The sequence below is a fragment of the Parahoeflea alexandrii genome, from assembly GCF_024105735.1.
In the GTDB taxonomy this organism is placed as follows: Bacteria; Pseudomonadota; Alphaproteobacteria; order Rhizobiales; family Rhizobiaceae; genus Hoeflea; species Hoeflea alexandrii.
The window spans coordinates 1463372-1486337 of the sequence record NZ_JAAAML010000001.1 but is presented as its reverse complement, the minus strand read 5'-3'; the positions used below and the strand labels follow the sequence as shown (position 1 = coordinate 1486337).

Here is a 22966-nt window from a genome sequence, read left to right as displayed (position 1 = left end):
GTCATTGCTGGAAATTGCCGCCAAAGTCTGCTCCTCAGAGGTGGGCGCGCGGCCCGCCCTGGCTGCCAAGACCATCATTCAGGCGCATGAACCGGCGTCTCAACACCATGAATCGAATTACCTGAATCTGTCCGCAAGCCGCTGAAAAGGCGCAATGAACCGCTGCAGCAAAGAGGGGCGCCTCTGACCCGGCCAATCCACCGGCGCCTCCGGCGGGCCGAAATCCCTGTCGGCGCCCGCGGCCCGCAAGGCCGCCTCGAAGATCTCGCAGTTGCGGGCGATCTCCTCGCCGATCATCTTGGCGTCGCCGTTGACGATGTCGCGGGCGGCGGCGTAGTCGAGCCCGGCGTCAGAGCAGAAATCCGCAAGCTTGCAGGGCCGGAACCAGCCCTCGATCATGCCGGAATAGGCCACGTGGGCGGAGACCACCGGATCGAGGATCAGGTCGTAGTTTTCGCCCAGCCCGACCGACACCCCGAAGCGGCGTTTGAGTCCCTCCTCCGCGCCGAGATAGTTGCGCCGGTGGGTGAGCTGGATGTCGCCGCCGCCAACCGGGTGGCGTCCGGTCTCGTCGGCCATCCAGTAGGGCTCTCTCACCCATTTTAGCCGTCCCGCGTTAAAAGCCTTCTGAAGCCGCTCGGCCGAGGTCGCCCGATCCGGCGCAAAGGCCTCGAGCACCGGCTCCATCCGCCCGCCGGTCTCGCGGTAAATCTGCCCCAGTGCTGCGGCGAGATAGGTCAGCGGATGATCGGCGGCATACCATCTGGCCCAGACATCGAGCTTGACCCCAAGCCCTTCCCGCTGCGCGGCCGTCATCCCGTTCGGGAACAGGCGCGGATCGGTTTCGGTCAGGTGATGAAAGAAGGCGGCGCGGTTCATGGCGCGACGATGAACGGTTCCGAGCCGATGCTCAAGTGGGTTTCCCGGCATGAGCGGGTGTCCTTGCATGAGGGATTGCCGGGCTTGTCCGAATGCCTCGCCCTCCCCGCCGGGGGCGGCCACGAAGCCGGTCAGGGAAAAGGATGCAAACGACGCCACAGGTAATTGACGTGAACGTAAACGTTAGACAGAGTGACGGCAGCGCCACAGGAGGTCCAGCGCCATGCCATCACCAACCGGTCAGCCAGCCGCTGCGTTAGAGCAAGCCGCGACGATGGAACATTCCGCCAGCGTAGAAATCATCCGCTTCGAGGCGGACGACGGCCATCCGCTCGAGGGCACGCTGACAACAGGGACCGGCGACGGACCGCTGGCGCTGATTTCCGCCGCCACCGCGGTCAAGCGCGGTTTCTACCAGAAATTCGCCGAAAGCCTCGTCACCCGGCACGGGTTTCGCGCAGCCCTCACTTATGATTACCGCGGCACCGGCGGCTCTGTGAGCAGAAACGTCAACCCACGCCATATCTCGATGGCCGACTGGGGCATGAAGGATTTTCCCGCCGCACTCGCCCGGCTCGAAAGCGTGGCGCCGGGCCATCCGGTCGTCGGCGTCGGCCAGTCCTATGGCGGCCAGGCGCTGGGGCTCGGCAATGTGTCCGAACGCTTCGAGCGCTACCTGATGGTGGCGACGATTTCGGGTTATTGGCGCAATCTCGGCGGCGGCCTGAAACTCTACGCGCTGATGAACTGTGTCGCCAACCCGGTTGCCAAGGTGCTGGGCCAGGTGCCGTCCGGAATGGGCCTCGGCTCCGGCCTGCCCGGCGGCGTGTTTGCGGACTGGACCAGATGGTGCAGCAGGCCGGACTACTTCTTCTCCGAGCCTCGCTTTGACGCCAAAACCCTGTTCGCTTCGGTGCGGACGCCGATCCTGGCCATAGGTGCTGCCGACGATCCCTGGGGGACGCCGGCGGCGCGCGACGCCATCATGCGCCATTTCGTCAACGCGCCGGTCGAAACCAGATGGCTCGACCCCGAAACCGCAGGCGGTCCGATCGGCCATCTCGATTTCTTCCGCTCGCGCTTCAGCGAGACGCTCTGGCCGGAGCCGATCGCCTGGCTGAAGGGTGAGGAAAACGGCTGACGAAAGTCAGACCCGTTCGCCGTTCTTCACCCGGTAGCTCGGCTTGTACATGGTCACGAGTTCTTCCGACGCGGTCGGATGCACCGCCATGGTCCGGTCGAAATCATCCTTGGTGCAGCCGGCCTTGAGCACGATACCGAGAATCTGCGCCAGTTCGCCCGCATCATGGCCAAGAATATGGGCGCCGAGTACCTTGCGGTCCTCGGCATTGACCACGAGCTTCATCACGGTCTTTTCCTTGCGGCCCGACAGCGTCGCCTTCATCGGGCGGAATTCGGCCCGGTAGATTTCCAGTTCATCATACCTGCTGGATGCCTCGTCCTCCGACAGGCCGACCGTGCCGATTTCCGGCTGCGAGAACACCGCCGTGGCGATCAGGTCGTGGTCCGGCGAGGTCGGCCGGTCATGATAGAGCGTGTCGATCAGGCACATCGCCTCGTGGATGGCCACCGGGGTCAGCTCGACCCGGTTGGTCACGTCGCCGACGGCATAGATACTTTCGACATTCGTGCGCGAATACTCATCAACGATGATCTCGCCCTTGTGGCCTGTTTCAACGCCCGCCGCCTTGAGCCCGAGGCCGTCGGTGTTGGGATCGCGGCCCAGCGCCAGCATCACCTGGTCTGCCACCAGCGCCTTGCCGTTGCTGGTGTGGGCGACAAGACGCCCATCCGGGCCCCGCTCTATCTTGGAGAAGACCTCGTGGCACAGGATGCGGATGCCCTTTTCCTCCATCGCCGAATGCAGGCCGCGGCGCATGTCCATGTCGAAGCGCGACAGGATTTCCTTGCCGCGGTAGATCAGCGTGGTGTCGACGCCGAGCCCGTGGAAGATGTTGGCGAACTCGACCGCGATGTAACCGCCGCCGGCGATCAGAATGGCCTTCGGCAACGCCTCGAGGTGAAACGCCTCGTTGGAGTGGATGCAAAGCTCGTGGCCAGGCAGCGACGCGTGCGGATTGGGCTTGCCGCCAACTGCGATGAGAATGTGACGGGCGGTCACCTCCTGCCCGGTTGCCTTGATCAGGACGGAATTGGGTCCGGTCAGCTCCGCCCGCGAGGCAATGATCTCCGCCCCGGCGTTTTCAAGCCCGTGACGGTAGAGCCCCTCCAGCCGGTCGATCTCGCGATCCTTGTTGGCAATCAGTGTCTGCCAGTCGAAGCTGGTCTCTCCGACCCGAAAGCCATATCCGTGGGCGTCCTCGAAATGCTCGTTGAACTGCGAGGCGTAGACGAACAGCTTCTTGGGAACACAGCCGCGAATGACGCAGGTCCCGCCGAAACGGTACTCTTCGGCGATCGCCACGCGCTTGCCCAGGCCCGCCGCCAGACGTGCCGCGCGAACGCCGCCGGATCCGCCACCAATGACAAACAGGTCGAAATCGAACTCGCTCATGTGCGGATATCCTTATTGGGGCGTTGTCAAAAGGCTCATCGCCTTTGCGGGACGATGCGGGATCTCTGATGTCCCGGCGGCAGTCGCCTTTTTAGCCAAGACCGGCCAAGATAAAAGCCCGGGCTCTCGCCCGGGCTGTGAAATCGATACGCCAACACGGCAATGTGATCGCGCGCGACGCTGCTGGCGGCCGCACGATATCGCCGATTACTGGTTGTCGTTGGAGAGCTTCGGGCGCTCGCCGACCTTCTCTTCCAATGCCGCGCCGACATTGTTTGCAAGGTCGCGGGCAACGCCGGAGGCCCAGATATCGGCCGATTTGACCAGTTCGCGCGTCACCAGCGGACCGGTCTCGATCAGCTTCTTGCCTGCCGGAGAATTGTAGAAGTCGGCGATTGCGGTCAGTTCGTCCTTGCTGAAAGACTTGGCGTAGATCTGCGCCGCTTCCCTTTCCAGATCACCCCGACGCGGCACGATTTTCAGCGCCTCCTCGTCGACGGTGGTGCTGATCACTTCCTGAAGGTCCGCATTGGTTCGAATCATGTTGACTTTCAGTTCCTCGGCAGCGCCGGGAATGATCGCGTCGAACTGGTTGGTGGATCCCAGGGCATCGATGGCGGCCCGGGCGGCGGCAATGTGATCGTCGCTCAGTTCCTGCGCAATGGCCGAATGGCCGGCCACGGCGAGACCGGAGATCACAATCATGCCCGCGCCGAAGCGCTTTAGACCGGTGAGGATAGTCATGTTCGGTTTCACTCCTGTTTAATCCTTCGCGAGCAGGGTGCGCGCGCCGCTTTGCGAAGCGATGATCGCGGCATCCGCCATTTTGAGAAACAATCCGTGTTCGACGACACCGGGAATGGCGACGAGCCCGTTTGCGAGCGCTTCTGCATCCGGAATGCGGCCAAAAGATGCATCAAGGATGAAATGGCCGCCATCGGTAAGATAGGGGCCGTCCTTGTCGGGGCGCTGCACGATATCGCCGGTCAGGCCCAGCCGCGACGCCAACCGTTCGACCGCAAGCCGTGTCGCCGTCATGCCGAACGGAGCAACCTCGACCGGCAGCGGAAACTGGCCGAGTGTGTCGACCAGCTTTGTCTCGTCGGCGATCACGATCATCCGGGCCGAAGCAGAGGCGACGATCTTCTCGCGCAGCAGCGCACCGCCGCCCCCCTTGATCAGGCCGAGCGAACCATCCACCTCGTCAGCGCCATCAATGGTCAGGTCGAGTTCGGGCAGGTCATCAAGCGAATAGAGCGGCACTCCCAGCTCGACGCAGAGCCGCGCCGTGCGTTCGGATGTCGGCACGCCCTGGACATTGAAGCCTTCGGCGACCTTTTCCGCAAGAAGACGGACGAATTCATCCGCGGTCGAACCTGTCCCGATACCGAGCCGCATTCCGTCCTCGACATGTTCGAGGGCTGCCTGTGCTGCTGCGATCTTGAGTTGCCGGGCGTCCATGCCTGTCTGCCATTGTTGTTGATACCGGCCCGCCTGTTAGCATGGAAGCATGGCAAGGCAAAGCCCGTGATGGCGCTCCTCGACCCCGGCGCGGTGGCCAGCGCCGTATTCGGCGGAATCGGGCGGCCTTTTCAGCAAGGCCGGCTTGGTTTTCCACTGAAAACGTCAGATCGGCAGGCCAAACCGCCGATTGCGGAGGTAACGCCTGCCTGATAAGCCAGCACCGCGTTGCCAGTCCGGCGCCGCCTGTCCCCTTGCCCCGGAGCATTCATGACTTCTTCCCTGGTTATTTTCGACCTCGATGGCACCTTGATCCACACCGCTCCGGACCTGATGGCGAGCCTCAATCACGTGCTCGCGCTGGACGGTCTTGCCCCGGTGACCTTCGAGGACATGACATGGCTGGTCGGTCAGGGCGCGAAAGTGATGATCGAACGCGCCTGGTCGCATCACGGTTACGCCTTCGCACCCGAGAAGCTCGAAACCGCCTTCGATGCCTTCCTGGTGCACTATGCCGCGGAAATGCCGGGGCACTCGCAGCCCTATCCCGGCCTGCTCGCAGCACTCGACCGGCTGGAAGCCAGCGGCATGAAGCTCGCCGTGTGCACCAACAAGACCGAGGCGCTGGCGCGGCGCCTGCTCGACAGCCTCGGCCTGACCGGGCGCTTTGCCGCAATCACCGGCGGCGACACCTTCGCGGTCAGAAAACCCCATGGCGAGCATGTTCTCGGCACCATCGAGATGGCCGGCGCCCTGCCCGCCAACGCGGTGATGATCGGCGACAGCATCAACGACATCCTCGCCGCACAGAACGCCGCGGTACCGGCGATCGCGGTTCCCTTCGGCTATTCAGACAAGCCGGTGTCGGACTTCAACCCGGACATCATCATCAACCATTTCGACGAACTCGACGCGGACATGGTCCGCTCCCTGATCGAGAGCCGGCACACGGCCGGCTGAAAGGCGGCCTGCTCGGCTTTTGCCAAAAACCGCGACACCCGCGGATCTGCCGCTTGACGCCTGCCCCGCGCTACGCTTATACCGCCGATCAACCGTTCGCGCCGCACCTTGCGGGCCGGCGACGGGCGCGTAGCTCAGCGGGAGAGCACTGCCTTCACACGGCAGGGGTCACAGGTTCAATCCCTGTCGCGCCCACCATTTATTTCCTGATACCTGGCAAGCCCGATCCCTTTGTGATCGGCCGCGTCGCCGTCATTGCCAACTGACCGAATGCCCACTCCAGGCTTGATTGGCTCTAGAGTTTCAAGGCATCCGCCAGCGAGAGCGGTGATCTGTTCACATCACTCAAATTCAGCCCCGAATGCAAGTCAACGATATGGCTGCGCATGATCTCTTCGGCGGCTGCCGGGTCACGGTGTTCGAAAGCTTTCATCAAGGCATGGTGGGAATGGCTCTCACAGGTCGTGTCAGCCCTGCGCCAGTAGAGTGCGATGATCAGCGACGACCGGGAAATCAGCGCGCGGATAAAGTCGGTAAAAACCTCATGCCCGGCGATTTCGGCGATCTTGAGATGGTACCCGCCTGAAAGCGACAACGCCCGGCCCTTGTCCCCTGACGCCGTCGCCGCATGTTCATCTTCGATATGGCTCGCCAGAATTTCAAGCATCTGATCGGTCATGCGCTTGGCGGCCATCGCCGCGACCCGGGGCTCGATCAGCCCGCGCGCCTCGAAAACCTCGTGCGCTTCCTTCGGTGTCGGGCTGGCGATGAACGCGCCGCGGTTCTTTTCGATGGAGACCAGTTGGGAGTGGGCCAGGGCCTGCAGCGCGGAGCGGACAATGGTGCGGCTGACCCCGAAGATCTCGCCGACTTCATCCTCGGACAATTTGGTGCCCGGTGCGATCTTGTGTTCAAAGATCGCACGCTGAAGGCCGGCGACCACCATATCCGACCGGCTTGCCGGGCCTGCCTGGCCGTGCGCCTCGCCTTGGACTGTGCGTAGAGCTTTGGTCACCGCTGAATGCCTGAAAGAGCTGAAGTTCTTGACCTGTGTTCATAGAATTTGCCGCCCGATTTGGCAATGCAATATTGTATACGATAATTAATCATATTGTATAAAATATTGGCTACAATTTAGGCAGACGATGAAACGTGCGTCGGACGCACAAAATTATAGTTCAAGAAATCAATGACTTGAAAATTCCGCGAGTCTGGCACGGCGCTTGCTCACCCTGTGTGGAAGGCAAGGAACCAGACCATGATGGACAAATCCGCAGCAGAGCTGATCTCGATAACAAAATCCTATGGGCAATCGATTGCCGTCGACGACATCACATTAAGGATTCCCGGAACGTCCTACACCTGCCTTCTGGGGCCCTCGGGTTGTGGAAAGTCATCCACCCTGCGGATGATCGCCGGGCATGAAACCGTCACCCGGGGTGACATTCTGCTGGGTGGCAAGAACATCACCGATCTGCCGCCGGCCGGCCGCGGCACCGCGATGATGTTTCAGAATTATGCGCTGTTCCCGCATCTCAGCGTCGCCGACAATGTGGCCTTCAGCCTGAAGATGAAGGGCGTAGAGAAATCCGCGCGTCACGTCGAGGCGATGAAGCTTCTGGAACTTGTGGACATGGTGGGCTTTGCCGCTCGACTGCCGGCGCAACTCTCGGGCGGTCAGCAGCAGCGCGTGGCGCTTGCCCGGGCGCTGATCACCAATCCATCTATCCTGCTGCTTGACGAGCCCTTGTCTGCACTCGATCCATTCCTGCGGCTGCGCATGCGCTCCGAGCTCAAGCGGTTGCAGCGTGAGCTGGGGATTTCCTTCATTCACGTCACCCATTCCCAGGACGAGGCGCTGTCCCTTGCCGACCAGGTCATTGTCATGAACAAAGGCCGGATCGAACAGGTCGGCAGCGCCCAGGACGTGTTCAACAAGCCGCAGACGCAGTTCGTGGCCCAGTTCATGGGCGGACACAACGTGATGCGCGATGGCCAATCCTATCTCGCCATCCGCGCGGACAAGGTCCAGATCAGCAAGACCAGCTCGAAGGACGGCGCCGGGCTCTCCGCTGTCGTCCGCGAGATCGAGTATCTGGGCACCACCTTCTCCGTCGGCCTCGACGAAGCCGATGCGACGCAAGCGTCAAGCCCGATAAGCGTCACCATTTCCGATGCCCTCTTTTCCCAAGAACCTTTGGAGATTGGCCAGACGGTCTTTCTCAACTGGAAGCCCGGCGACACACACCGCCTGGCGAGCTGACCCTTACCAACCACCACCAACATGCCAATCACCAGCAAGGAGAATGAACATGACCGAGACGCCAAACTCCAAATCCATCAGCCGACGTTCAGTGCTCAAGGGCACCGCCGCCGTTGCGGGTGCCGCAATCGGCTCGGGTGTTGTGACCGGGTTTCCGACAATCTGGGCGCAGAACATCAAGGACGTGACGCTCCGCCAGTTCGGCACCGGCGTGTCCAACCTCAACGACGTCGCCATCAAGGTAAAGGAAGACCTGGGCTTCACCCTGGAAATGACCGCGCTTGATTCCGACAGCGTGACCCAGCGCGCCGCCACCCAGCCAAAGAGCTTCGACATTGCCGACATCGAGTACTGGATCTGCAAGAAGGTCTGGCCGACAGGCAACCTTCAGGCGATGGATACGTCCAAGATCAAGAATTTCGACAAGATCGCGCCAATCTTCACCACCGGCAAGCTGACGCCCGAGAGCACCGTTGCCCAGGGCACCGCACCGAGCACGGTCGGCTTTGTCGACGGCAAGGACGGCACAGCCTTCGCCAAGGACGTCACCGGCTGGATGACGCTGATCCCGACAATCTACAATGCCGATACGCTGGGGATCCGTCCGGACCTGATCGGCCGCCCGATCGACACCTGGGCCGAGCTCCTGAACCCCGAGTTCAAGGGCAAGGCCTCGATCCTCGACATCTCGTCGATCGGCATCATGGATATGGCCATGGTCTGCGAGGCCATGGGCGAGATCAAGTATGCCGACAAGGGCAACATGACCCGCGAAGAGATCGACAAGACCATCGCCATCTTCACCGAGGCCAAGAAGGCCGGCCAGTTCCGCGCCTTCTGGAAGAGCTTCGACGAGAGCGTCAACCTGATGGCGTCGGGCGAAGTCGTCATTCAGTCGATGTGGTCGCCCGCAATCACGGCGGTGAAGGCCAAAGGCATCGAGTGTGTCTATCAGCCGCTGAAGGAAGGCTACCGCTCCTGGGGCGGCGGCATCGGCCTGTCAGCCAACCTCTCGGGCCTCGAGCTCGAAGCCGCCTATGAATACATCAACTGGTACCTCTCTGGCTGGGTCGGCGGTTACCTCATGCGTCAGGGCTACTACTCGGCCGTTCCGGAAACCTCGAAACTGTTCATGTCCGAGAACGAGTGGGGCTACTGGTACGAAGGCAAGCCCGCGACAGGGGACATCACCAGCCCGACCGGCGACAAGCTGGCCGCTGCCGGCGACGTTCGCGACGGCGGCTCCTACGAGGCCCGCATGGGCGCCGTTGCCTGCTGGAACGCCGTCATGGACGAAAACCAGTACATGGTCGGCAAGTGGAACGAGTTCATCGCCGCCTGACGCCAGCCGGTATGGCAACTCCCCGCGCCTATTTCCGGCGCGGGGTTTCATCCCCCGAATGTCAGGTGATCAATGTCTTCCAAGCGATCCATTTCCAATGATCTGACCGGCTGGCTGATGGCGTCGCCGCTGGCCCTCGTGCTCGCGCTTTTCCTGGTGCTGCCGATCGCCATGATTGTCGTGGTCAGCTTCTGGGGCGCCACGGAATTCTCGATCTATCCGGCCTTCAAACTCGACAATTACCAGTTCCTGTTCGGCTCGGCGGTGACCTACTCGGTCTTTCTCAAGACCTTCATGTTCACTCTCATCTCCTGGGCGTTGTGCCTGGCGATCGGTTTCACGGTTGCCTATTTTCTCGCCTTCCATATCCGCACCCAGACCTGGCAGATCGTGCTGTTCCTGGTGTGCACGGTGCCGTTTCTGACATCCAACATCATCCGAATGATCTCCTGGGTGCCGTTTCTCGGCCGCAACGGCATCGCCAATCAGACGCTGATCTCGATGGGCATCATCGACGAGCCCCTGGAATGGCTGCTGTTTTCCGACTTCGCCGTGGTGCTGGCCTTTGTCCATCTCTACACGCTGTTCATGGTGGTCCCGATCTTCAACACCATGATGCGCATCGACAAATCGCTGCTGGAAGCTGCCCGCGATGCCGGCGCCACCGGGTTTCAGACGCTGACCAATGTCATCCTGCCGCTGACCAAGCCCGGAATCATGATCGGCTCGATCTTCGTGGTCACGCTGGTGATGGGCGATTTCATCACCGTGCGGTTCATGAGCGGGTCGCAATCGGCCAATGTCGGCCGCCTCATCTCCAATGACGTGGCCCTTCTGCGATATCCGTCCGCCGCCGCCACTTCCGTTGTGCTGCTGATCACCGTGCTGATCGTGATCGGCATCATGCTGCGCTTCGTCAACATCCGGAAGGAGCTCTGATATGTCGGAACAGCGCGGTCGATCATTTTATGTGCTGGCGGCTTTCTTCGCCCTCTTCATCCTGTTTCTCTACGGCCCGACGATCACCATCGCCATTCTCTCGTTTCAAGGCCCCAAGGGCGGACTGACGTTTCCGATGAATGGTGTCTCGCTGCACTGGTTTTACGATCTGTTCGAGCAGCAGGCCGTGGGCGACATCTGGGGCTCGTTCCGGCGGTCGCTGGGGCTTGGTCTGATGGTGATGGTCACCACCGTTGTTGTTTCCGTGATGGGCGGTCTCGCCTTCCGCAAGCGCTTCCTCGGCTCCGGCGTGCTGTTCTATATGGTCATCACCAGCCTGATCATTCCCTCGATCCTGATTTCGCTCGGCGTTGGCCTGATCTTCAACCAGCTGGATCTCGACGTGCACTGGACAACCTCGGGCTTCGGTTCGCAACTGACATGGACCCTGCCGTTCGGGCTGTTGATCATGTTCGCGGTGTTCAACCGCTTCGACAAGACCTACGAGGAAGCCGCCCGGGATCTCGGCGCGACGTCATGGCAGACGATCCGCCATGTGGTGCTGCCGATCATCGCCCCGAGCCTGATCGGCGTCGCCCTGTTCGGCTTCACCCTTTCCTATGACGAGTTTGCCCGCACACTCCTCACTGCTGGGTCCTACAATACCCTGCCGCTCGAGATCTTCGGCATGACCACCAACGTCACCTCGCCGGTGCTCTATGCGCTCGGCACGCTGACGACGGTTTTCTCGCTTGTTGTCATTGCCGTTTTCATTCTGAGCGCCTGGGTGCTCAACCGCAGGCGCGCCAGCAGCGGAAATGATTCCGGAAACGGTCTTGTGTAACCAGCCATGCGAATCCTGATCATCAATCCCAACACCACGACCACCATGACCGAGGCCATTGGAACAGCCGCGGCAAAGGCCGCTTCAGCCGGAACGACCATCCTTGCAGTCAATCCAGACCAGGGTCCGGCCTCCATCCAGGGAGCCGAAGACGGCGAAGCTGCACTTCCCGGCCTCTACGCCGTCTTCGACAGGCACATGAGCGCCGGGCATTCCTTTGATGCGGTCATCATCGCCTGCTTTGATGACACCGGACTGTGCGAATTGCGCGCCCGCTGCGAGGTGCCGCTGACCGGGATCGGAGAAGCGGCCTACTTGCTGGCGGCCGAAAAGGCCACGCCATTCTCGGTGGTCACAACCCTTGCGGTCTCCATTCCGGTGCTGGAGCACAACATCAGAGCCTACGGCCTGTTGCCCCAGTGCGCCCGTGTTCGCGCCAGCGAAATTCCGGTTCTCGATCTCGAACAGCACCCTGATCGGGCGCTGGCCCGCATCGGCGCTGAAATCGCGGATGCGATCAGGACGGATCGGTGCGGCTCCATCGTGCTGGGATGCGCCGGCATGGCGGATATGGCGCTGATCCTCGAAAACACCTATTCTCTGCCGGTTATTGAAGGTGTCAGCGCGGCGGTTGCCTGGTGTGAACGTGAGGTCACCGCGCGGATGGCAAAGACGGATATGGCCTGATCATGGATCCAGAACCGCAGGGCGGGTTTAGAGTGCGCAGTGCAACGCCGGAGGCATTCGCGGTGGCCAAAGGCTGGGCACGCGATGAGGGCTGGAACCCCGGCATTGCAGATCTCGAGGCTTTTTTCGCAGCCGACACGTCCGGCTTCCTGTTGGGCTATGCGAATGACAGGCCAGTGTCCTCGATCTCAGTGGTGAAGTATGGCGAGACCCAGGGCTTTTTGGGCTTTTACATCGTTCACCCCGATGCCCGGGGCAAAGGCTTCGGCATGGCTACCTGGAGCGCGGGAATGGCCTATCTCGGCAAACGCACCGTCGGGCTCGACGGCGTTGTCGCACAGCAGGAAAACTACACGAAAAGTGGCTTCCAGCTCGTCGGCCGCAACATCCGCTTCACCGGCGTGCCGATACCGACTGAACTGCCGGGATCAGCGGTGACGGTCGAAGCGGCTTTGGATCAACATGCCGGCCAGATAGAAACACTCGACCGGGTCTGTTTCGGTTCGCCAAGGCCGGGTTTCCTCAAGGCCTGGATCTATGCAGCATCTGAGGCGGGCCGCAAAACGCTTGTGGCGTTCGATAGCGGCGCTTTGAGCGGCTATGCGACGATCCGCAAATGTGTCGAGGGTTACAAAATCGGGCCGTTGTTCGCGCAAACCCGGCACGCTGCCGAAGCGTTGCTTAAAGCCTGCTGCGCAGAGGCCGAGCGCGGGGCATCAATCACGCTCGATGTGCCGGAGACCAACAATCAGGCGATGGGAATGGCTCAAAGCGCGGGCCTGACCCCGGTGTTTGAAACCGCCCGAATGTATCGCGGGTCTGCCCCGGAGCTGCCCTGGGCCAGCATCTATGGCGTCACCAGCTTCGAGCTTGGTTGAAACCAGCAACCTCTGCCCGCACGCATGGGACTAGAGCTAACCAGCCAGCCGGTCCTCGATGATCTGCGCCGCGTTGAGGCCGCTCTGATAGGCGCCGTGCACGGTGGCGTGATACTCGAAATTCGTGTGTTCGCCGGCCAGCAGGACGGTATCGGCGATCGGTGTGGCCAGATTGTCGAAATGCGCAGGCTTCGAGCCGACCGCACTGTAGGAATAGGCGCCCAGGCTGTTCGGGTTGGTCGACCACCGGGTGACCAGATGCGCAACAGGATCCGGGGAGCCGGCCCCGAACATCGACCTTACGGCGTCCATGCAATCGGCAACCATGTCTGCATCGCTCATCGCCTCGACCTTGCGGGCATAGTCGCCGACACACAGCCCCAGCAGGATGTTCTCCTCGCTGAAGGTGCGGTAGTTGAGAAAATAGTTCCAGCGCCCCCGCGTCTCGGTCATCAGTCCGAAATACTGAACATCGTCGGGCCAGAAGGCTTCGTCGAACTTCAGCGCCAGTTTCGTCACATTGCCCATGCCGATGCTCTCGATGCCGCGACGGTGGGCTTTCGGCAGCGGCGGATCGAACCGGATCGCGCCAGCCTTCAGCACCCCCAGCGGCACCGTACAGATGACGAAACTGGATTCGAATTCTCCCGCATCTGTGGAAACCAGCGCCCCCTCGCCCTTCTCGTAGGATATTGCGGTGACCCTTGTGTTCAGCCGGATATCCAGATCGCGCGCCAGGTGCTTGACGATGCTGTCATATCCCCTGGTCAGCACCACGTCTTCGCCCGGGTAAACACCGTCTTCATCGAAATAGTACGCGGACAGCTTTTCGATCGGTCCGCCGGTGGAGAATTCGGTATAGGCCGACGTCATCCAGCCGAGTATGGGGTCGGACTTAAGCTTGCCCCCCATCCGCGAAATCGCCTTGGAAAGCGCCATGTCGTCGTCGAGCTCGTCATCAATGGCCGCATAGAGCTTCTCGAGCCGCCGGTAGCCCGCCTCGATGTCACCCGCAGAGACCGGGTCACCATTGGCCGCAAAGACCTGGTAGCTCTCGTCGTCGGTCACGAACGGCCCTGCATCCACCGCCTCGGCAAGCGCCGAGACCGGATTGCCGTCAGGCCCGTGAATCCAGCCCGCGCCGACCTCGAACGGCGCATCGAGCGACCAGTCCGTCTTCACCCGTCCACCGGCGATGGCATCCGCTTCCAGTACGATGGTCTCGTAGCCAAGGTCGACCAGGCGCCGGGCAGCCGCCAGCCCGGCGATCCCGGCGCCGATGACGATGACGTCGACATCGGCAATCGCGGCACGCGACCGCCGCGGCACAAGCAGAGGCAGCACAGCCGTGCCAAGAAGCCCGGTCTTGAGGAGGTGACGGCGCGAGATCATGGGCGTTGTCCTGTGCTGGGTCTTGTGCTGAGTCCTGTTCTGGGTCCTGTGCTGGCGGGACTTGCCGGATGGTATCGCCTGACGGAGCACGTGGCTAGCTGTGTCCGACACGAGCCCCCGCGTTCGCAGCAAGAGCGGCAGGCCCGGCTCTTCAAGACTGGTCCTTCAAGACTGGCCATTTAAGTCTTGCCCTTCAAAACGAGCCCTGCCGTTCCCATCTGTGCCGCATAGACAGCGACCTTGGCAGCGGCAGCTGGAGCGGCTTGATCAGGCTCAATGCATCCCGCCTGCAGGCAATGCTAGCAAGGATGTGCAGGTCGTCTTTGCGTCGGTCGACATGCTGACGGGAAGGCCGTCCAATGCAAGAGCCATGGCCGCGCTGCCGCGATGATGTCAAGGATTGCCGATTGAAGCTGGAGCGAACCGCATGAAGAACCCCTACGAGGTCCTCGGGCTGAAAAAGGGGGCAAGCGATCAGGAGATCAAGCTTGCCTTCAAGAAGCTCGCCAAGAAGTACCATCCCGACCTGCATCCCGACGACAAGCAGGCCGAGGCCAGGTTCAAGGAGATTTCTGCGGCCCATGAATTTCTCAAGGACAAGGACCGCCGCCGCCGTTTCGATGCCGGCGAGATCGATGCCTCGGGCGCCGAACAGTACCAGCAGCAGTATTATCGCGACCATGCCGGCCCGCGGGCCTCGGGCTTCCACGCCGGCCAGGACGGCTTTGCCAGCAACGAGGATCTCGAGGAGTTTCTCGCCCGCGCTTTCGGTGGCATGGGCGGTGGCATGGGCGGCGGTATGGGCGGCGGTATCGGCGGTCGCAGCCGAGGCCAGGCCGGGATGAAAGCGCCGGGACAAGATGTCAGCTACACCTTGCGGGTTTCTTTTCTCGACGCGGCCAGGGGCGGCGTGAACACGCTGCAGCTTCCCGACGGCAAGACCCTCAAGGTCACGATCCCCGAGGGCGCCGAGGATCGCCAGACCCTTCGTCTGAAGGGCCAGGGCATGCAAGGCTATGGCGGCGGCCCTGCCGGTGACGCTTATATCGAGCTGCACATCGAGCCCGATGCACATTTCGTGCGCAAGGATGACAACATTCATCTCGATGTTCCGGTGACACTGAAGGAAGCCGTCCTGGGAGCAAAAATCGAGGTTCCGACTCTGACCGGCCATGTCAGCCTGACCGTGCCGAAGGGATCGAATTCCGGAACCAAGCTCAGGCTCAAGGACCGCGGCATCAAGAACCGCAAGACCGGGGTGAGAGGTCATCTCTATGTCAGCCTCAAGGTGGTTCTGCCCGAGGGCGACGAGCCGGAGCTGTCGGCGTTCCTTGAAGGCTGGACACCCAGGCAAGCCCAAAATCCGCGCAAGGAGATGCTGTCATGAAAAACCTGGAAGAGGTGATTGCGCTCATCCCCGAGCTTCATCGCGACGATCTTGAGCGATGGATGCGTGGCGCTCTTGTCGAGGTCGCAGAGCAGTCGGGAACCGCGAGCTTCAGCGAGATCCAGTTCGCCCGGATCCGGCTGATCTGCACGCTGCGCTACGACATGGATGTCGAGGAAGAGACTCTGCCGGTGGTTCTCGATCTGCTCGACCAGCTGCACGACACCAGACAGCGCCTGTACACGCTCAGCCACGCCGTGCTGGCCCAGGACGAAGACGTCAAGGCTGCCGTTCTTGAGGCCCTGGCGCAAACCAGGCGGTCCCGCCGCGGGTAAGCGCCAGGGCGCAAACTCCGGTCGCTCACGGCCACCCCGGGGAGCCGACGCTTTGCAGTGCAGCACCGGCCCCCGTCTGAGCCCTCCCGCCAACCAGCGCAGACCTCATCACGTTACGTCCGGCTGTCAGGATGTGCCGTCCATCAGTTTCTCGACATAACCGTCAAAGCTGATGATGCCGCCTTCCGCCGCCGCACGGCCCACGTCCCTGGCGGGAAGCGCGTCCTGCACCAGATCGATCCGTTTCCAGCTCGGGAACGGCTGTTCGCCCTTCGCGTCCGGAACATAGGGGCTCGGCGCAATCCGCGTATGCGTGTGGATGTAGCGCGCGCAATTGAGAAAACAGGCCGTCACATCCACCCGCACCAGCATGTTGGCGCCGGGATAGCCGGCAAGTTCCGGATCGTCTGCCGAAAGCGTGGCAGTGCCCTGAACCCGGACCCGGTTCGGCGTTTCCATGTCGATGAACAGCAGACCCACCTTGCCGGCTTCCGATATGTTGCCCATCGACTTGAACATGCCGTTGCCGTCGTAATTGGGAAACACCAGGGTCCGGGAATCGAGAACCCTGACCAGCCCCGGCGCACCGCCCTTGTAGCTTACCGTCGGCTCGCCTTCCGCACTGACCGTCGAGAGAAAGAAGAAATCCCGGCTCTCGATGAAGGGCACGTGCGGGGGCTCGATTTCGTCGCGGACGATCGCCTGGACCACCACATCGGCGAGCTTGACGCTGTCATGCCGGGCCTGCAGCTGGCGTTGCGCATCGGTGTAGAACTCGTTGCTTGTAAGCATCTCGACAATCCTTTTGATGTGGAGGCGCCCCCTGCCCTCAATGTTCCGGACCTTGCGTGCCGGGGAGACAGAGGGCCTGGCGCTTATTCGGCAGCAGCTTGCTGAACCACGCCGAGCTGTTCCTCGGCCGCGTCAGCAATCGCCCGCGCCGCCTCGTTGTCGAAGGCCATCACCACCGGGCTCGGTTTCTGGTTGAACATCAGCCGGAACACGTCGGGGCGCGAGTAATGCCCGCACGGATCACCCGCCGCCTTGGCGATCGAGATCATGTTGAGATCGATCTCGGCGATCACCAGCCCTTCCTCATGCTCGTCCAGCACATTGCCCATAGGCGAGCCGTCGGGCCCGAAGATGCGCGCAAAACCACCACCTGTGGTCAGGAACTGCTGCTTCATCGGATTGTCGCAAAGCATGTCGACCATCTCCTGGCTCACCGTCGCGCAGGCGGCAATGACGAAGCACTGGCCCTCGGCGGCGTACATCTGGCTCGCCGCGGTGTTGAGCTCTGACCCGAGCGCATAGGCACCGCCCTTGTAGAGGCTGAAGCTCGGCCATGAGGCGACATGGATCTGCTCGTTCTGGGAGTACAGCGCGTATTTGTTCAAGGGCTGAAGATGCTCCCAGCAGCACAGCGCACCGACCCGGCCGAGATCCGTCTGCCGCACCACCATGTCGGAGCCGTCGCCTTCGCCAAACACGGTGCGCTCGACATGGGTCGGCTTGAGTTTGCGCCGCCGCGAGATGATCTCGCCATCGGCGCCATAATGCCACTGGGCAAGGTAGAGCGTGCCGTTGTGCTTTTCGGACAAGCCCATGACGACCTGGATGTTGTTGTCGCGCGCGGCCTTGGCGAGCCGCTTGTCGTGCGCGCTGCCGCGTTCGACCGAGTTGAGATTGTAGGGAATGACATAGGGCATGGTCACAGCCGGCGCATCGAGCCAGATCCACCACGGATAGCCTGGCAGCCAGGTTTCCGGAAAACCGATCAGCTTCGCGCCCTCAGCCGCCGCCTGCTCGATCAGTCCGACCGCCTTGTCGATACCCGCATCCAGATTGAGAAAGGCCGGAGCGGCCTGCACTGCTGCAACTTTGAAAGATCCTGACATTTCCAGTGTTCCCTTGTTTTGATTATGCGTCGCAGATCACCCTGCCACCGCCGGGACTGCGATGCTTTGCAGTTTGGGCGCGTGGACTTGTGATTCCGGGCAGCGGTGAAAAACCGCTTGATTTTCGACGGGAATGGTCAATCCTCAAGACAAGACAAAGGAGGCTGTACTGATCGAGACCGGCATCCACCTGAGCACGTCGAGCGTGCATCAACGCGACAGATTTGCATTCTGGCGCGAGGCTGTTTGTGACGCCTATGTCCAGCTCGAGTGCATTTCGGAAAGCCGAAGCGACTTTACCGGAGAAATCCGGCTCAATCGCATGCCGCGCATATCAACCTCCATAGTCTCCGGCAGCCAGCAATTGGTGCGCCGCCGCAGGCACGACATCGCAAAGGCCACCGACGAGTGGTTTCTGCTCAGCATCCAGCTGGAACGGAACGGGCTGATCCAGCAGTGCGGACGAATGGCCGAACTTGGCCAGGGCGATTTCGCCCTTTACAGCTCCATCGACCCCTATGATCTGTCTCTGCCCGACGGGTTCCGCCAACTGGTGGTTCAGATACCCCGCCTCGAATTGCTGCAAAGATTGCCCAATGCAGACCTCCTGACCGGTCTGACCGTGAGCGGGGCATCAGAGATCGGCGGGCTTGTCCGCGACAGTGTGCTGCGCCTGATTGGTGCCCAGGTGACGGCAAATCCAGCCACCCGCCGTTGTCTCGAAGACAGCATCATAGACCTGTGCGCCACTGGACTGACGACATTGCGCGGTGCGGAGGCGGTCCGAACGGCGACAGAGAACCGGCTCATCCACCAGGCTGACACCATCATTGCACAGCGGATCCGCGATCCTGATCTGGATCGCGCGGAGATTGCCGCGGCCCTGTCGGTTTCAGTGCGCCGCCTAAGCGAAGTGTTTCAGGCGGAAGGCACATCGGTCGCCTCGAAGATCCGGCTACTGCGCCTCGCCGGCGTTGCCTCCGATCTGCGCAATCCGCTTTTTGCCGGCTGGACTGTGAGCGCCATCGCCATGCGCTGGGGCCTGAACAACATGCAGCATTTCTCGCGCATCTTCAGGGAACACTACGGCATATCTCCGCGAGAATATCGCGCCGCCGGGCCGGACGGCAGTGTCCAGTCAGCAAGGCTTGCGGGAAAGCCGGAATAGAGCGCAAAATCCTGAAACTTGTTCATGGCCGCAGCACTGGTCCGGCCGCAAAAACTCTTTGCAGCGCAATCCCCGGAACGACCGGACAATACCAGATACAGATCACCGCACCCAGAACCGACCGCAAACCCACCATGTATCAACCTGATATATCTGAAATACTTCTATATCGATACATGGGTCGCAAACGACATCTTCGGCAACCGTGGCGCACAAATTAGTTAGAAATCAAACTTTATACAGCATTGTACGTTAGATGAATGACCTGTTGCATGACAATGATATTTGCACCACTTAATTTTAAGGGTTAGTTTATCCAGATGATGAGCTGATTCAATCGGCGCAAAGGCCTTTTCAATTCGGGTATTTAGATGGGTGTGCAGGATACGAAAGTCTTCGAATTTATCGAGCGCGTCGACAATCACATCCTGATTGACGACCTGCTCGATGATCTGCTGCAGGTGGTTGGCGATTACGGCTTCCAGCACATGATCTATACCGGCCTGCCGGTCGGCAACAACGCGATCGACCCTCTGGTCAAGACCAACCGCTTTCCCCAGGACTGGTGGGATCGCTATGTCGAGCGTGATTATGCCGGCACCGACTCGGTCTGTCAGCAGGTCTATTCGACCATGTCTCCTTTTGCCTGGCATGAGGTCGACCAGAGATTTGCGCAACGCGACGGCGCGGCCCAGGTGGCAGGCGAAGCCGCAGAGCACGGTCTGGCAGACGGCTACATCGTGCCGGTGTTTTCAAGGGATGAATGGCTTTCGGCCATCTCGTTCGGCGCAGCGACCAGGCTGAGGCTGAGCTCGCGAGAACGCGGGGCTCTCAACCTGATGGCAGTCTACACCTCCTCGGCAATCGAGCGACGCCAGCAGAGGCGGCCGGGCCGCGGCAGACTGTCTTCCCGCGAGCGCGAAGTCCTGTTGTGGACCTCGGCGGGCAAATCCTGCTGGGACGTCTCGGTCATTCTCGGTATCAGTGAAAAGACGGTGCGCTTTCACACCGCCCAGATCCGCATGAAGCTCAACGCCACCAACACGACCCACGCGGTTGCACGTGCACTTCAACAAGGCGAGATCACCCTGGGTCAACTGGCCGAATCGCTAGGCGACGCTCGCTAGCCACGAGGACTACCTTTCCCCCAGGAGCAAAGGGGAAAGAAGATGATTGAAGCTCATGTTGTCAACACACGGAACAAGCATCTCTACGAACGCGAGTTCGAGGAGTTCCTTCGCCGCCGCCACGACTACTATGCGGTAGCCAATCGCTGGGTGCCAATCAGCGACGATGGGCTGGAACTCGATCCATTCGACACGCCGGACTCGACCTATCTGCTCGGCATGCTCGAAGGCCGGGTGGTCACCTCCGCGCGGCTGATGCCGACCACGGTCCCGAATCTGGTGTCGGAAGAATTTCCGCACATGTGCGAAAACATCGGCCTGCCCCGCAGCCCCGAATGGGCTGACTGGACCCGCACCTACGTATTGCCCGAGTATCGCGGCGTTGGTGCCACTGGCATCCTCGGGCAGATGTTCTGTGCGGTGATGGAATATTGCCTTGACGAAGGGGTGACCCATACCGGCGGTGTTCTGCAACAGTTCCTGCTCAAGCGCTGGCTCGATCTGGGATGGAAAGTCATACCGGCGGGCATGCCGCGCATCCTGTCGGGTGACTGGTGCCTTGTCGCCTATGTCGAAGTCAGCGAGGTCGCGCTGCAATCGGGCAGGATCCACGCCGGTATCGAACGGTCGCTGATTGTCCGCAGGGGTGCGCAACTGCCTTTCATCACGCAGGATCAGGCCTCTCGGGCCGGGGCTTTCTCATGAGCGACAAGCCGGCTGGAATCGACCAGACGATTACACTGCTGAAAATCCAGGCGCTTCTGGCCAGCGCCTATGAGCTCTCGCGCAGCACCGGCGAAGATCAGCCACGCTCCGACACGCGCTTCCTCTCCTACCTGATCAAGATGGCGCGTATGGAGGTCACGGCCTGCTTCGACACCGCCAACTCGCCGCACAGCGACCCGGATGCGCGCGACAGCCACAGCCGCATCTGATCCCGGCTGCGCCGGTAATCGCAATCGCATCATCGGCGCACCATCATGCCGGCTCCGGCTTTATCCGCCGCGCGGCTTTCACCTTTCCTTAAATCCATTCGGTTAACCTTAAACTGCGAGACCCCTCAAGGGGCGGCATGATGCACTCTCGCGCGCCAACCCGATCGCTCCCGATCCCGGCATGTTAATCAACATTGCAGACCGCGTTCGCATGGAACCGCAGCCCGTAAGGGCGCGACACGTCCTTGCGCCGGTTCAGGTCAACATTTTTGTTATCGTGTAAGGAGTTCGTCGTGGCTGCCCAGAAATCAGAAAAAACCAAGGCTCAGAACGGCAAAGGCGGCTTGATGGGCTTGGTTGCGAAACTCCTCGGGGTCGTGGCGATCTCGCTCGGAACGCTGTTTTTCGCGGCCATGTTCGACATCGGTCACGCAGGGCTTATTCACACCCTGGCAGGCCCCGCGGCCATACTCGTTCCGCTGTTCGCGGTTCTTTCGATCGGTGCAATGTTCCTGACGCCGAAATCCACCGCCGATCTCGATGAGCAGGAAGCCCAGATCGCCGCGCTGTCGGAATTCCAGTCAAAGATGAAGTCGCAGATCCTCACCCTTCAGAACCAGATGGATTCGATGAACGGCCAGGACGTCGAGGCTCTGCGCGCCCGCAACAAGGAACTGCAGGAAGAGCTCGACGCGATCCACCAGGCCGAGCGCGAAAAGATGGATGTCGAGGTCGATGCGCTGCGTCAGCGCAACGAGGAACTCGAAGCCCAGATCAAGCAATGGGCACTCGACACCGTCACCAAGAACATCTCCGGTGACGCCGCCAAGGCTGCCTGATCCGGATTTCCCGGTCAGAGCCGGTTTGAATAGCTCTCAGCGTGTTGAGCTCCCGGCAAAAAGTCAGCCGGGAGCGTTTCTGATTGTGACGTCCCGTCAGCCCAGCCTGACCGGGACCCCGGTTTCAAGTGACATGGCAGCCGCATCGGCGATCATCTGGGCTGCCAGCCCGTCGCGGATTCCGGGTGACGGCGCCATGCCCGAGGCCGCGCACTCCACGAAGTGGATCATCTCGGCCACATAGGCCCCTGCATAGCGTTCGAGGAAGAAATGCTGCGCCGGCGCCGAGCGGAACCCGTTGCCGCTGGCGATCTCGACATTGTTTTCAGGCACATTGTTGGCCTTGATCAGCCCGAGCGAACCGTGCACCTCGGCCCTCTGGTCATAGCCGTAGGTGGCGCGGCGCGAGTTAGAGATCTGGCAGATCCTGCCCGAGGCGGTGGTCAGCACGGCAACGGCGGTATCGACGTCGCCGGCCTCACCGATCGCCGGGTCGACCAGCGCCGAACCGGTGGCGTAGACCTGAACCACCTCCTCGCCGAGCAGGAACCGCGCCATGTCAAAATCATGGATCATCATGTCGCGGAACAGACCGCCAGAGCTCTTGATGTAGCTGACCGGCGGCGGCGAAGGATCACGCGACAGGATGGTGACGAGTTCGACGTCGCCGACCTCGCCGGCAGCGATACGGGCGCGCATGGTCGCGAAGCCGGGATCGAAGCGGCGGTTGAACCCGGTCAGGAACGGCACGCCCGTAGCCTCGACGATCGTGATCAGCTGACGGATCCGGTCGGCGGACATGTCGACCGGCTTTTCACAGAAGATCGCCTTGCCGACCTTCGCGCTCTTATCGATCAGATCGAAATGCGTGTCAGTCGGCGTTCCGATCACCACCGCGTCGATATCCGGGCTGGCGATGATCTCATCCGTACTCATCACCCGGGCGCCGGTCTTTTCGGCAAGCGCGCTGGCCGCCGCGGGAAACGCATCAGCGACGGCGGCCACCCGCGCACCATCCACGTGGCTGACGCTGCTGGCATGAACCTGGCCGATGCGGCCGCAACCCAGAATTCCAATATTGAGCATGTCCGTCTTT

General features: G+C 61.4%; 24 protein-coding genes and 1 tRNA gene. 16 read left to right on the top strand and 9 right to left on the bottom strand.

Features of this window, described 5'->3' with window-relative positions; genetic code table 11:
- Positions 1–117 precede the first annotated feature (117 nt).
- Positions 118–930 carry a hypothetical protein gene (locus tag GTW23_RS06860; protein WP_252915175.1) on the bottom strand — a complete coding sequence of 271 codons (813 nt, stop codon included), beginning with the start codon at positions 928–930 and terminating at the stop codon, positions 118–120.
- Positions 931–1153: 223 nt separating this feature from the next.
- On the opposite strand from GTW23_RS06860, the gene GTW23_RS06855 reads away from it, so the two are divergent.
- Positions 1154–2020, top strand: coding sequence for an alpha/beta hydrolase family protein (locus tag GTW23_RS06855; RefSeq protein ID WP_382264215.1), 867 nt, complete (start codon positions 1154–1156; stop codon positions 2018–2020).
- 6 nt (positions 2021–2026) lie between these two features.
- Here the strand turns inward: GTW23_RS06855 and gor are convergent, their stop codons facing one another.
- The 3 genes from gor to rpiA all read right to left on the bottom strand — a co-directional run bounded on the left by gor (position 2027) and on the right by rpiA (position 4876).
- Positions 2027–3415, bottom strand: coding sequence for a glutathione-disulfide reductase (gene gor / locus GTW23_RS06850; protein WP_252915173.1), 1389 nt, complete (start codon positions 3413–3415; stop codon positions 2027–2029).
- 207 nt (positions 3416–3622) lie between these two features.
- On the bottom strand, positions 3623–4159 hold the full coding sequence (locus GTW23_RS06845; protein ID WP_152008398.1) for a DUF2059 domain-containing protein: 537 nt from the start codon (positions 4157–4159) through the stop codon (positions 3623–3625).
- Positions 4160–4177: 18 nt separating this feature from the next.
- Positions 4178–4876, bottom strand: coding sequence for a ribose-5-phosphate isomerase RpiA (gene rpiA, locus GTW23_RS06840; RefSeq protein ID WP_152008397.1), 699 nt, complete (start codon positions 4874–4876; stop codon positions 4178–4180).
- Positions 4877–5146: 270 nt separating this feature from the next.
- Here rpiA and GTW23_RS06835 point away from each other — a divergent pair, with 270 nt between their 5' ends.
- Together GTW23_RS06835 and GTW23_RS06830 are read left to right on the top strand one after the other, a co-directional pair.
- Positions 5147–5836, top strand: coding sequence for an HAD family hydrolase (locus tag GTW23_RS06835; protein ID WP_252915172.1), 690 nt, complete (start codon positions 5147–5149; stop codon positions 5834–5836).
- A 123-nt stretch (positions 5837–5959) separates the two neighbouring features.
- A tRNA-Val gene (locus GTW23_RS06830) sits at positions 5960–6034 on the top strand.
- 97 nt (positions 6035–6131) lie between these two features.
- Here the strand turns inward: GTW23_RS06830 and GTW23_RS06825 are convergent.
- A complete protein-coding gene (locus GTW23_RS06825; RefSeq protein WP_343200295.1) occupies positions 6132–6851 on the bottom strand; it encodes a GntR family transcriptional regulator in 720 nt (239 codons plus the stop codon).
- Between the two features lie 243 nt (positions 6852–7094).
- On the opposite strand from GTW23_RS06825, the gene GTW23_RS06820 reads away from it, so the two are divergent.
- The 6 genes from GTW23_RS06820 to GTW23_RS06795 all read left to right on the top strand — a co-directional run bounded on the left by GTW23_RS06820 (position 7095) and on the right by GTW23_RS06795 (position 12789).
- Positions 7095–8099, top strand: coding sequence for an ABC transporter ATP-binding protein (locus GTW23_RS06820; RefSeq protein WP_152008395.1), 1005 nt, complete (start codon positions 7095–7097; stop codon positions 8097–8099).
- A gap of 49 nt (positions 8100–8148) precedes the next feature.
- Positions 8149–9441 (top strand): ABC transporter substrate-binding protein, encoded by a 1293-nt coding sequence (locus GTW23_RS06815; protein WP_152008394.1) that lies wholly within the window; start codon positions 8149–8151, stop codon positions 9439–9441.
- A 72-nt stretch (positions 9442–9513) separates the two neighbouring features.
- The gene (locus tag GTW23_RS06810) at positions 9514–10380 is read left to right on the top strand and encodes an ABC transporter permease (RefSeq protein WP_152008393.1); all 867 of its coding nucleotides are present in this window, start codon (positions 9514–9516) and stop codon (positions 10378–10380) included.
- 1 nt (position 10381) lies between these two features.
- Positions 10382–11224 carry an ABC transporter permease gene (locus tag GTW23_RS06805; protein WP_252915171.1) on the top strand — a complete coding sequence of 281 codons (843 nt, stop codon included), beginning with the start codon at positions 10382–10384 and terminating at the stop codon, positions 11222–11224.
- Positions 11225–11230: 6 nt separating this feature from the next.
- On the top strand, positions 11231–11911 hold the full coding sequence (locus tag GTW23_RS06800) for an aspartate/glutamate racemase family protein (protein ID WP_252915170.1): 681 nt from the start codon (positions 11231–11233) through the stop codon (positions 11909–11911).
- A 2-nt stretch (positions 11912–11913) separates the two neighbouring features.
- Positions 11914–12789: a GNAT family N-acetyltransferase gene (locus GTW23_RS06795; protein ID WP_252915169.1), complete on the top strand. Its 876-nt coding sequence runs from the start codon at positions 11914–11916 to the stop codon at positions 12787–12789.
- A gap of 36 nt (positions 12790–12825) precedes the next feature.
- Here GTW23_RS06795 and GTW23_RS06790 read toward each other — a convergent pair whose 3' ends face one another.
- Positions 12826–14181 (bottom strand): flavin monoamine oxidase family protein, encoded by a 1356-nt coding sequence (locus GTW23_RS06790; RefSeq protein WP_252915168.1) that lies wholly within the window; start codon positions 14179–14181, stop codon positions 12826–12828.
- A gap of 427 nt (positions 14182–14608) precedes the next feature.
- Between GTW23_RS06790 and GTW23_RS06785 the strand changes: the two genes are divergently transcribed.
- The gene (locus GTW23_RS06785) at positions 14609–15568 is read left to right on the top strand and encodes a DnaJ C-terminal domain-containing protein (RefSeq protein ID WP_252915167.1); all 960 of its coding nucleotides are present in this window, start codon (positions 14609–14611) and stop codon (positions 15566–15568) included.
- The gene (locus tag GTW23_RS06780; RefSeq protein ID WP_152008387.1) at positions 15565–15903 is read left to right on the top strand and encodes a chaperone modulator CbpM; all 339 of its coding nucleotides are present in this window, start codon (positions 15565–15567) and stop codon (positions 15901–15903) included. The genes GTW23_RS06785 and GTW23_RS06780 overlap by 4 nt, the downstream gene beginning before the upstream one ends.
- Before the next feature lie 126 nt (positions 15904–16029).
- Here the strand turns inward: GTW23_RS06780 and GTW23_RS06775 are convergent, their stop codons facing one another.
- Positions 16030–16695 carry a pyridoxamine 5'-phosphate oxidase family protein gene (locus GTW23_RS06775; protein ID WP_252915166.1) on the bottom strand — a complete coding sequence of 222 codons (666 nt, stop codon included), beginning with the start codon at positions 16693–16695 and terminating at the stop codon, positions 16030–16032.
- An 83-nt stretch (positions 16696–16778) separates the two neighbouring features.
- Positions 16779–17801 carry a carbon-nitrogen hydrolase family protein gene (locus GTW23_RS06770; protein ID WP_252915165.1) on the bottom strand — a complete coding sequence of 341 codons (1023 nt, stop codon included), beginning with the start codon at positions 17799–17801 and terminating at the stop codon, positions 16779–16781.
- A gap of 133 nt (positions 17802–17934) precedes the next feature.
- On the opposite strand from GTW23_RS06770, the gene GTW23_RS06765 reads away from it, so the two are divergent.
- The 5 genes from GTW23_RS06765 to GTW23_RS06745 all read left to right on the top strand — a co-directional run bounded on the left by GTW23_RS06765 (position 17935) and on the right by GTW23_RS06745 (position 21870).
- Positions 17935–18969 carry an AraC-like ligand-binding domain-containing protein gene (locus tag GTW23_RS06765; protein ID WP_252915164.1) on the top strand — a complete coding sequence of 345 codons (1035 nt, stop codon included), beginning with the start codon at positions 17935–17937 and terminating at the stop codon, positions 18967–18969.
- Between the two features lie 371 nt (positions 18970–19340).
- Entirely contained in the window at positions 19341–20096 is a 756-nt protein-coding gene (locus GTW23_RS06760) for a helix-turn-helix transcriptional regulator (RefSeq protein WP_152008383.1), read from the top strand.
- 42 nt (positions 20097–20138) lie between these two features.
- Entirely contained in the window at positions 20139–20801 is a 663-nt protein-coding gene (locus tag GTW23_RS06755; RefSeq protein ID WP_152008382.1) for an acyl-homoserine-lactone synthase, read from the top strand.
- On the top strand, positions 20798–21031 hold the full coding sequence (locus tag GTW23_RS06750) for a hypothetical protein (protein ID WP_152008381.1): 234 nt from the start codon (positions 20798–20800) through the stop codon (positions 21029–21031). Before GTW23_RS06755 ends, GTW23_RS06750 begins: the two co-directional genes overlap by 4 nt.
- Before the next feature lie 293 nt (positions 21032–21324).
- On the top strand, positions 21325–21870 hold the full coding sequence (locus GTW23_RS06745) for a hypothetical protein (protein ID WP_252915163.1): 546 nt from the start codon (positions 21325–21327) through the stop codon (positions 21868–21870).
- 96 nt (positions 21871–21966) lie between these two features.
- Here GTW23_RS06745 and iolG read toward each other — a convergent pair whose 3' ends face one another.
- Positions 21967–22956, bottom strand: a complete 990-nt coding sequence (iolG, locus tag GTW23_RS06740) for an inositol 2-dehydrogenase (protein ID WP_252915162.1) — start codon at positions 22954–22956, stop codon at positions 21967–21969.
- Between the last annotated feature and the right edge of the window lie 10 nt (positions 22957–22966).